This window comes from Thalassospira sp. UBA848 (assembly GCF_002295455.1).
GTDB lineage: Bacteria > Pseudomonadota > Alphaproteobacteria > Rhodospirillales > Thalassospiraceae > Thalassospira.
In genome coordinates this window covers 1-7,812 of sequence record NZ_DBGS01000041.1, presented here as the reverse complement: position 1 = coordinate 7,812, position 7,812 = coordinate 1, and the positions used below count along the sequence as shown (strand labels likewise).

The following is a 7,812-nucleotide window of genomic DNA, read 5'->3' as shown; positions in this document are numbered from 1 at the left end:
GCCTTCGCGGGAATGACGATCCGAAGAGAGGCATTGTTCAGCAACCGAGATTGACGACGGTTTTATAAGCTACCCCAATCCCCCCTCGCGTTAGCACGGGTCTTGACCCGAAGGACCGTCGTCAAACAGTTAAGCCGGATTGCCAATGCAGTCCGGTTTTTCTTTTGTTTGCAAGTTCTTGCAGAAAAACTCCCAAATAGCGTTTATCACTATACCTAATTTAAAGGTTTTCCCGGCAAAGTCGGGAAAATTGCCCATATATCCAGCTATAGGGCAGACAGCGTTTTGGGGAAATTCATATGGCGACCATGATCGAACATCCCGGGGAACAGGATTTTCTGCATCGTTTGATGCTTGATAACCCGTGGTGGGATGGCGTTACCGATGAGCAGGTGCAGGGCCTGCCACAACGGGCGTTTTTCAAGCGATTCTGGGCGGCAATTGAAAAGAATGACGGGCAGAAGGCGCTGGTGCTGACCGGTCCGCGCGGGGTCGGCAAGACCGTGATGATGCGCCAAGCCGTGTCGGAACTTTTGAATGCCGATACGCCGCGTCGCCATGTTTGCTATGTGTCGCTGGAACATCCGCTGTTTCTGGAAATAGACCTGCCGCGTTTGCCAAAATTGCTGCGTTCCATGCGCGGCATTTCGGCTGATCATCCGCTTTGGCTGTTTATCGACGAGGTATCCTATCAGCGCGATTGGGAGGCCAGCCTGATCAAACTGCTGGCGGCCGACCCGATGTTGCGCGTGGTGGCGGTCAGTGCGCTGGCCCCGGCGGGCGATAATGTTGAATATATTCAAAGCCTGTTTTTGCCCCCGTTCAGCTTTGCCGAGTATCTGGAGCAAAAGGGCATCGCGCCGAGTGATGTCTTGCCCGAAACGCCCAATGTCGGGCGCTATACGGCTGATGTGCCGGACGGGTTGGTTCAACTTAACGACTTGTTTGAAGACTATATCAATGAAGGCGGCTTTCACGATGCCAATGGCGAGGCCGGGGCCATTCACCGGTCACTGCATTCCGACTTGCCGGGGCTGCACGGTATTTCAAGCCCCTCGGACCTGCATCGGTTGTTTGCGCTTCTGGCCTATAATACGGGGTCGGAATTTTCGATTGAAACGCTGGCGCGCGAGCTTGATATCGCCAAGAACACGCTGCGGCGGTATCTGGAATATCTTGAAAGTGCCTGGCTGGTGCGCCGTCTTGAACGTGTGGATCAGGATGCCAAACCGTTCCAGCGCGCGGTGGCGTTCAAGGTCCATCTGATCCATCCGGGCCTTCGCACCGGGTTGATTGGCGGGCGGGCATCCGACAGTACGACAATCACGCGTTTGGCCGAAACCGCGATCCAGACACAGTTTCTGACCTCGAGCGTGGGCATGGAAAGCCTGTATTACGCGCGCTGGGGGCAATATGAGGTGCCGTTTGTGTTCCTTGATCGCCGGTCCGGCACGCCACTTTTTGCCTATCACTGCCTGTGGCGCGATGAGGCGATCCGCAAGCCCAAGGAAATCCGTGCCCTTGTCAATTTCCGGGGCAGTCATGCGCTGCCGCTTGGGGCGTTTGTCCTGACCAAGGCGCAATGGCATGGCGGCAAGCTTGGCGGGGTGCCGATGCGCTTTGAGCCGGCCAGTGTGCTGGCCCTTCGTATCGGGCTTGAATTTTCGCAGCTTTGAATTGTGGTGCGCGGCAAAGGAGGTCTTTGATGGTTGGGCTTTTACGGATTTGCCTCTGTTTTCTTGCCGGGATGGTTTTGCCGGGGATTGCGTTTGCCCAGTCACAGGTTGCCTGCCCTGCCGATCCGCATTGGACTGACACCACACCACCGATCAATATCGAACATGTCTTTTGCGGCGAGGTCGATGGCAATCGGGCCAAGGGGTTTCATTCCCGCCCGGATGGCATTAATCCGGCAAGTGTCGCGGATGTGAAGATCACGCAAGCGCCAAATGCCAGTGGCGTTTATGGCGCGACCATCACACTGGTGAACCCCGATGGACCCGACCCATCGAAGTTTTCGACAATGTTCCCCGACAGGTGCAGTCAGGCAGAGGTCGAGAAATCCATTATTCATGCCTATGACCATCAGGTGGCCTGCCCGACGGGGGCGCCGCATTGGGCATCTTGCGGGTTTAACCGGCCAGAAGGCGGATCGGTGGCGGGATATTGCGTTGGCCCATCAAAAGATGCGCGTTTCTACATTGCCTTTGCCACACTCAGTCACGGGGCGCATGCGGGCAATATCAACACGGCCTTTCCGCTGTATTGATCACGGGTGGCAAGCGGCAGGTGATGAGAGTTTTTTATAATGACAGCCGGTGATTTTCCGCAACCCGACTGGCCGGGCAAACTGGCCGATGATGCGGGACATGATCGTATTGCGGCCTGTCTGGTAATGGATATCGGGCGCGCGGACCAATGGGCGGCAGAGGTGCTTTCGCACGTTGGCCGGGTGCGCCAGGGTGTTGACGCCTCTTGGGAAATGGCAATGAATGCCTACATCTTGAATGTCGGGCCGGACATAACCGACATCGCGCCGGTTTATGACGAAGCGGGTGAAAGCCCGGTGACGGTCCGGACCGATGATCTGGAGCTGGCTTTGCACGCATGGATATCAAGGCTCTTGGAAAGTCCGGATTAACCGGGCGGAAAGCAATTTGCCCGAAGGTGGGCGCGGGTTTGGTGTTTTGGGAAAAACGGGTAAAGCGATTTGAACGCAGCATTCTGGCGTATTCCCGCTTATGCGATGATGGTGGTTTTGGCGGTGGCGTTTGTCATGTCCGCGAGCCATCCCGCATTGGCGCAAAGCGCAAGCACCAAGGAAGCGCCGTCTGACCCGCTGGAAAAATTCCTGCATCAATATGTCGAGCATGCCGGACTTCCTGGCGCGGTAGTGGCGATTGGTTATGGCCAGGGCAATGTGCGCTATGCCGCGACCGGCTATGCCAGTGTCCGGCCCGAAACCGGCATGACGCGGGATCGGCAGTTCTATATCGGATCGCTGACCAAGATGATGACAGCGGTTGTGACCCTGCAACTGGCATCCGAAAAGCGGATTGATCTGGCTGATCCGATTGACAAATATCTGCCCGAAGAATTCCGCGACCGCATTGCCAATGCCGACCGCGCGACCATTCGCGATTTGCTGCGCAACAGTTCGGGGATTCCCGATTATCTGGATGGCGAGTTCTTTTTCGAGCTGGTCGGACGCGACCCGCAGCATGGCTGGCGCAATGTCGAGTTGCTGCCGCTGATTGCGGATCGGGAAGCCTATTTTGCGCCGGGCACGAATTATGCTGCCTCGAACAGCAATTTCATCCTGCTTGGCGTCATGATCGAGGCAGTCGAGGGCGACCATATCCAGGCGGTGTTTAACCGGCGTATTTTCGAACCCGCCGAAATGATCAATACATCCTTTGGCCGGTATCCCCGTCCCGCATTGCTTGCACGGGGCTTTGATGATGCCAATGGCGACGGGCAGCTTGAAGACGTCACGGATTATGACGTGGGTGATCAATTGGCCGATGGCGGGGTGATTTCCACGGCGGAGGATATGGTCAAATTCGCCCGTGCGCTTTTTGTTGATGGCGTGCTTCTGGGGCCAAATGCGCTGGCGCGCGCCACAACCGATACCGTTTTTGCCGGTGACGGGTCTTATGGCTACGGGCTTATGGTCGGTTCAAGCGACTGGGGGCCGGTCTGGGGGCATGACGGGATCTACTTTGGCTATTCGGCCGAGTTTTCCTGGTTTCCGGAGCAGGACACGTTGGTGGTGTTTCTCGCCAATGGCCGCGCGCTCAATGAGGTGCCATCAGTCACCAGCATGCTGATGACTGGATTGTTTGGCACGCCGGAATAGAGTTACCTTCCTGCGGTAGTGCCCATTTATTCTGATTGGCGGATGATTCCCTTGCCGACGGTTGGCTTGCTATGCCGCACCGCAAAAAGTGGCTTGCAGTGAAAAGCGAGTTTGGGTAATTTTCGTAAAAATAAATATCAAATATTGTACGAATATTATCAAATGGGAGATTCCTGATGGCTGCTGCCCCACGTCCGCGCCGCTCTGTTTTGTATATGCCGGGATCGAACGCCCGTGCCCTTGAAAAGGGCAGAAGCCTTCCGGCCGACGGGCTTATTCTGGATCTTGAGGATGCGGTGGCCCCCGATGCCAAGGATAGCGCGCGCGATCAGATTGTCAGTGCGCTTTCCGAGGGCGGCTATGGCAAACGCGAAATCCAGATCCGCACCAATGGCCTGAACACGCCGTGGGGCTATGCCGACATCGTCGCGGCATCCAGGACGTCGGCTGATGCCATCCTGCTGCCCAAGGTCGAAAGTGCCGATACGGTGCGACAGGTCGCCAATATCATGGAGGCCGAAGGCGCACATGCGGACATGACCATCTGGTGCATGATGGAAACCCCGCTTGCGATGCTCAATGCCAAGGAAATTGCCGGCGCGCATCCGCGTTTGGGCGGGTTTGTCATGGGGACGTCCGATCTTGCCAAGGATCTGAACTGTGTGCATACCCCGGACCGTTTGCCGATGGTGACCAGCCTTGGTCTTTGCCTGTTGGCGGCACGCGCCTATGGGCTTGCGATTCTTGATGGTGTGCATCTTGATCTGTCTGACGATGCCGGTTTTGAGGCGTCCTGCAAACAGGGGCGCGAGTTCGGCTTTGATGGCAAGACGCTTATTCATCCCAAAACCATTGCGGCGGCCAACGAAGCCTTTGCCCCGGCAGAGGGCGAAATTGAATGGGCGCGTAAAATCATAGCTGCGCATGAAGAAGCCAGTGCGGCGGGCAAGGGTGTTGTCGTGGTCGATGGCAAACTGATTGAAAATCTTCATGTGGTGTCGGCCAAGAAACTGGTCGCGATGGCAGATTTGATTGCAGAGATGGACGGGGCCTAAGCGCCTTCGTCGTCGCCAGACAAAACGGTTCGCGCCGGGTAAAAATGGCTGCATCAAAGACAGCCAAAGCGGCGCGCATCGGCATTTCACAGAAAAACCGGCCTTTCAGGGGAGGCAGTCGCATGTCAAAGACCAATCCGGGCAATTATTTTGAGGATTTCCAGATCGGACAGGAAATCCGCCACGCCACACCACGCACGATCACCAGTGGTGATGTTGCGCTTTATACCGGGCTGTATGGCCCGCGCTTTGCCGTGCAGTCGTCTGACGAATTTGCCCAAAGCATCGGCTATAAGGCCGCCCCGGTAGATGATTTGCTGGCCTTTCACATGGTGTTTGGCAAGACGGTGCCCGATGTGTCGCTAAATGCGGTGGCCAATCTGGGCTATGCCGGGGGTGTGTTTGGTGTGCCGGTCTATCCCGGTGATACGGTCAGTTCGGTTTCCACCGTGACCGGGATCAAGGAAAATTCCAACGGCAAGACCGGTGTGGTGTATGTCAATTCCGTCGGGCGCAATCAGCGCGGCGAGATGGTCCTCGATTACAATCGCTGGGTCATGGTGCGCAAGCGCGATGAAAGCGCACCGGCCCCGGAAACCGTTTTGCCGGAGTTGCCCGGTGTGGTCGCGCCCGAGGCCTTTCAAATCCCGGTCGGGCTGGATGTGTCAGGCTATTCAACCCAGCTGGCGGGATCACCCCATTGCTGGGATGACTATTATGTCGGCGAGAAGATTGATCATGTCGACGGCATGACCCTTGAAGAAGCCGAACATCAGATCGCAACCCGGCTTTATCAAAACACGGCCAAGGTCCATTTCGATCAGGTCGCTGCCAATGGCGGGCGATTTGGCAAGCGGTTGATTTATGGCGGGCATATCATTTCGCTGTGTCGGGCGCTGTCATTTAACGGCCTCGGCAACGCATTCAGGATTGCAGCGATCAATGCCGGGACGCATGCCAATCCGGCCTTTGCCGGGGATACGATTTTTGCGTGGTCCGAGGTTCTGGGCAAATTTGAAGTGCCCGGTCGACGTGATCTGGGGGCACTTCGCCTGCGCCTTGTTGCGGTGCGCGATCGTCAGGCCAGTGACTTCCCGCTGAAGGGCGCGGATGGCAAATATCAGTCTGATGTGCTGCTTGATTTCGACTACACGGTGCTGATCCCGCGCTGACCCGGCTGATCACATTAAGGTTGTTTTGCAAACTGTAACTTTAATTCAAGGTTGAATAAGGTAAGCTTTCTTATTCACCTTGAACGATCAGGCAGATTTGCGATGACCAATGTTAAACCCATTCAGGATATCGAACCCGCTGTGCATCGGCGCTTTGTGGCCGGAGCGTTGCTGCGTCTTAAGGCGCGCCTGAAATCGGAAATTATCGAAGGTGCAGAGGCCGAAACGCAGAGCCTGCGTTTTGCGACCTGGAACTTGATGCATTTTGGCAATGGCGGGGCCTATACCCGTGAGACCGAGTCGATGATGTATATCGCTGAAATCATCGATCATTTCGATCTGGTCGCCATTCAAGAGGTGAATGACAACCTTGATGCGCTTGACGCCCTGATGCGCGATCACCTTGGTGGTGCGTGGGATTATATTGTGACGGATACCACCGAAGGCGGGCCGGGGAATAGCGAGCGACTGGCTTTCGCTTATCGCAAATCAAAAGTCTGGTTCCGCCGTGAGGCTGGTGAAATTGTACTGCCCAAAGGCCAGGAGATCGCCATTCCCGGAAGTTCCGAGACGCAAAAGGATCACGTGCAATTTGCCCGCACGCCGTTTGCGGTGGCGTTTCAGTCAGGATGGTTTCGGTTCAAGCTTTGCACTGTGCATATCTTTTACGGCAATGCATCCGACACCAGCGCGGAGATGGCCCAGCGCCGCGATGAGATTCGCGAAATTGCGTCATTCCTCAAAGCACGGCAGGTGCGCGAACAGGAAGCCCATGGCAAGGCGGCCAATTATATCCTGCTTGGTGATTTCAACATCGTCTCGCCCGAGCATAAAACGATGGAGGCACTGGAGAGTGCCGGATTTATCGTTCCTGCCCCCATCAAGGAGTTGCCATCGAACCTGACAGGCAACAAGCATTATGACCAGATTGCTTTTCGGCTGGCGGATGATCGGTTCCGGCTGTTGCGATCTGGCGTGTTTGACATGTTTGATGTCGTCTATCGTGACGCGGATGCAGAACATTATCTTGATGATGTCTGGGGTACGCAATTTGACCGCAACAGTGACGGTGATCTGCGGGACCGCGATCAGAAGATCAATTATTTCAAACGGTACTATCGCAAACACCAAATGTCGGACCACAAATTGCTGTGGTGCGAAGTGCGGACAGATTTTTCGCCAGATTACCTTCAGGCCGTTCTGGATTGACCAGCCCAAGAACGATCAGATGGTTGCAAACATGCTGGTCTAGCGTTGATCACGGGGGAAATAATCCTCATGTCTCTTTGAGTTGGACCTGATCGCAAGTCTGTTTCCTTGCGTAAGAAGGTCTAATTGTGCGATTGCTAAAAGCACGTTACGCCGTAAGTGAATGACCCGTGTCTTTCGCAGCACCCATCCCGCAGGGTGTTTACGGTGTCTGAGAGGTCAACCTACGTAGTTTAACGGAGGCAGTTGAGACGTTTTTGTCGCTGAAATCTTTGGTTTAAAAAGGGGTTCAGATTGACTCAAACCCGCTGCATGGGTAAATAAACCCTGCTTTCCCGCCAGCTACTTTGAGAAGAGGCATTTCCGCTATGAGCAAAGCCAATCGGCCGCTGTCTCCGCACTTGCAGGTGTACCGGCTTCCGATGACGGCAAAGATGTCCATCACATTCCGTGCGATGGGTGTCGGCCTTGCCATTGGTTTCGTATTTTTGGCGTCCTGGCTGATTGGTGCCGGCGC

At 55.5% G+C, this 7,812-nt stretch carries 8 protein-coding genes; all 8 read left to right on the top strand.

Translation table 11 applies throughout. The annotated features are described in order from the left end of the window. The first annotated feature begins 299 nt into the window (after window positions 1-299). Complete coding sequence (locus B2R48_RS05525; protein WP_296998629.1) at window positions 300-1,676, top strand: ATP-binding protein; 1,377 nt, start codon at window positions 300-302, stop codon at window positions 1,674-1,676. A gap of 29 nt (window positions 1,677-1,705) precedes the next feature. Next, the gene (locus B2R48_RS05520) at window positions 1,706-2,269 is read left to right on the top strand and encodes an EndoU domain-containing protein (RefSeq protein WP_296998627.1); all 564 of its coding nucleotides are present in this window, start codon (window positions 1,706-1,708) and stop codon (window positions 2,267-2,269) included. Window positions 2,270-2,308: 39 nt separating this feature from the next. Then, window positions 2,309-2,641: a hypothetical protein gene (locus B2R48_RS05515; protein WP_296998625.1), complete on the top strand. Its 333-nt coding sequence runs from the start codon at window positions 2,309-2,311 to the stop codon at window positions 2,639-2,641. Between the two features lie 69 nt (window positions 2,642-2,710). After that, window positions 2,711-3,859, top strand: a complete 1,149-nt coding sequence (locus B2R48_RS05510; RefSeq protein ID WP_296998623.1) for a serine hydrolase domain-containing protein — start codon at window positions 2,711-2,713, stop codon at window positions 3,857-3,859. A 176-nt stretch (window positions 3,860-4,035) separates the two neighbouring features. Further along, the gene (locus tag B2R48_RS05505; protein WP_296998621.1) at window positions 4,036-4,914 is read left to right on the top strand and encodes an HpcH/HpaI aldolase/citrate lyase family protein; all 879 of its coding nucleotides are present in this window, start codon (window positions 4,036-4,038) and stop codon (window positions 4,912-4,914) included. A gap of 122 nt (window positions 4,915-5,036) precedes the next feature. Then, complete coding sequence (locus B2R48_RS05500; protein WP_296998619.1) at window positions 5,037-6,086, top strand: MaoC family dehydratase; 1,050 nt, start codon at window positions 5,037-5,039, stop codon at window positions 6,084-6,086. A 102-nt stretch (window positions 6,087-6,188) separates the two neighbouring features. Next, window positions 6,189-7,295: an endonuclease/exonuclease/phosphatase family protein gene (locus tag B2R48_RS05495; protein ID WP_296998617.1), complete on the top strand. Its 1,107-nt coding sequence runs from the start codon at window positions 6,189-6,191 to the stop codon at window positions 7,293-7,295. 368 nt (window positions 7,296-7,663) lie between these two features. Continuing rightward, window positions 7,664-7,812: succinate dehydrogenase, cytochrome b556 subunit (locus B2R48_RS05490; protein WP_422664285.1), on the top strand; the 149-nt coding region annotated here is incomplete at its 3' end.